Annotated in this window: 3 protein-coding genes and 1 tRNA gene (1 of these 4 cut by a window edge); all 4 read right to left on the reverse strand. The window is 52.3% G+C overall.

What is annotated here, in order from left to right:
• Window positions 1-63: 63 nt before the first annotated feature.
• Window positions 64-606 carry an Asp23/Gls24 family envelope stress response protein gene (locus tag ACYC56_RS12255; RefSeq protein WP_461374465.1) on the reverse strand — a complete coding sequence of 181 codons (543 nt, stop codon included), beginning with the start codon at window positions 604-606 and terminating at the stop codon, window positions 64-66.
• The gene (locus tag ACYC56_RS12260) at window positions 603-944 is read right to left on the reverse strand and encodes a hypothetical protein (protein WP_461374466.1); all 342 of its coding nucleotides are present in this window, start codon (window positions 942-944) and stop codon (window positions 603-605) included. The genes ACYC56_RS12255 and ACYC56_RS12260 overlap by 4 nt, the downstream gene beginning before the upstream one ends.
• On the reverse strand, window positions 934-1,404 hold the full coding sequence (locus ACYC56_RS12265) for an Asp23/Gls24 family envelope stress response protein (protein ID WP_461374467.1): 471 nt from the start codon (window positions 1,402-1,404) through the stop codon (window positions 934-936). The genes ACYC56_RS12260 and ACYC56_RS12265 overlap by 11 nt, the downstream gene beginning before the upstream one ends.
• Before the next feature lie 337 nt (window positions 1,405-1,741).
• Window positions 1,742-1,780, reverse strand: a tRNA-Sec gene (locus ACYC56_RS12270) (it continues 57 nt past the right edge of the window).

A 1,780-nucleotide genomic window follows, 5' to 3' on the forward strand; every position in this document is an offset into this window, starting at 1 on the left:
ACAGTATGGTTAACAGCACTCGGTTTAGTGTGTTCATTTCAAACCCCTAACGTTTGCGCATTATTATGCTACCCGTTTAACCCGGGCGACCCTGGTGCTTATATGATCGAGTTCATCATCCAACCCGATGGTTGCGAGGTTATCCTTCACATCATATTCGACCTGGGAGCGGACCGCCTGCCTATCGGCATCCGTCGATACTGCTACTTCGGCTGCGACGTCGAACTTCTCGCCGTGCACCAGTACGTCCACATTTTCCGGCGTAATCCCCCGTTCCCGCGCAAGTCGCTGTTGTAAGAACCTCTCAACATCCGACCTGAACACCCGGGTCTTACCCGCTTCATCATCCCGGACGGTGATGAAGGGATCCCTGAAGGGTCGTATCTCAAGAATCAGGAGTACGAGCGATATCAAAAATATCCCGATAAGGGTCGCCTGGATTTGCCCGGTGTCGAGCCTCGTGATCGACCCGATGATTCCGCTAACGAACCCCGTGAGTTGCGTGTTGCCCGCAAGGAGGCCGATCAGGTAGACTATCCCCATTGCCGATGCAACGATGAGCGCAATCGATATAATTGTTGCCAGTACTCGATTAAATGTCCTCATACCGCTAGTACCAAATCCTCTACATAGATGTCAACGCTTGTTACGCGATCCGCCATGTTGATGCCCGGCTCACGCAACTGCTTCCAGATCTCCGCTCGAAGCATATCCGCCATCTCCGGGATCGTTGATCCGGCCAGGGCCACCGCCATATACACGTCAACCGAATAGCGGCCCTCACGATCGGGCCCGCGCACCCATACGCCCGGTACGTCCGGGCTGTATGGGTATGACTCACCAACCGCACGCGCCCGTGTGAGCGAAACGCCCTTCATCGTATCCACCGCAGCTTTGACCGCCAGGGCTATTTGTTTTTTATCCTCAAGAATATTAGGCGACACGGCTTTCACTTTCCCCTTGTTGCTGTTGCTGTTGTTGCTGTTGTTGCTGTTCTTCTTGCGGCATATACACATCGCTTACGGTGATATTGACCTCTTTGCAGCGTAGCCCGGTAAGGGACTCGATCTGGCTGCAGACATTCTGCCTGACGTTTTGTGTAACATCCGGGATACTCTGCCCATAATCGACGATCATGCTTAAGTCAACCGCCGCCTCTTGTTGGCCGACCTGCACATCGATACCGGTCATCCTCTGCGCGCCCGAAATTCGGGACAAAGCCCCGCTAATGGCGCGTTCAGTAGTACCGCCCAGCGCATGGACGCCCGGAACCTCGCGTGCCGCCATGCCCGCGATTTTTGCGACCACGGTATCCGCTATGACTGTCTTCCCAGGTCCTTGCTGTTGGAGATTTTGCATTTGCATTTCATTCGGCATTTGGTTCTCTGCTCTTGCTTCTGCCATAAAATCCTCTCCTCCCTTCATGCTGTCTTTCTTACCCATAAATTTGGATAATACGTCGCGCGTATAAAGTTCATTCCCAGTTTTACGAAATTAACCGGTGACGGTTTCACTGACGTAAGCATGGTAAAGTATCTATCTGCAGGTAAGATAAGGTGTTTGAAAGATAGGAAGCGCGAAATAATACAAATCCAGTTTCAGCAGAGCCTGCTGTTGGTTTTATGGTACTTGCAAGTGGTAGTGAAGGGTGTGAATGGATATCGAGGACGGTGCCAATTACGGTTGGGTTGCCGTTGGACAGAAAAGAAGCCGGACAAGCTGTCCGGCTTCTTTTTATTTGCGGAGGTGCGTGGGAATCGAACCCACCAACCGAGGTCTA

The sequence above is a fragment of the Candidatus Aquicultor sp. genome (assembly GCF_054640775.1).

Excerpts from the sequence above, each read along its gene's own strand:
- ACYC56_RS12255 (WP_461374465.1), bottom strand. The coding sequence starts at position 606 with ATGAGGACATTTAATCGAGTACTGGCAACAATTATATCGATTGCGCTC.
- ACYC56_RS12265 (WP_461374467.1), bottom strand. The coding sequence starts at position 1,404 with ATGGCAGAAGCAAGAGCAGAGAACCAAATGCCGAATGAAATGCAAATG.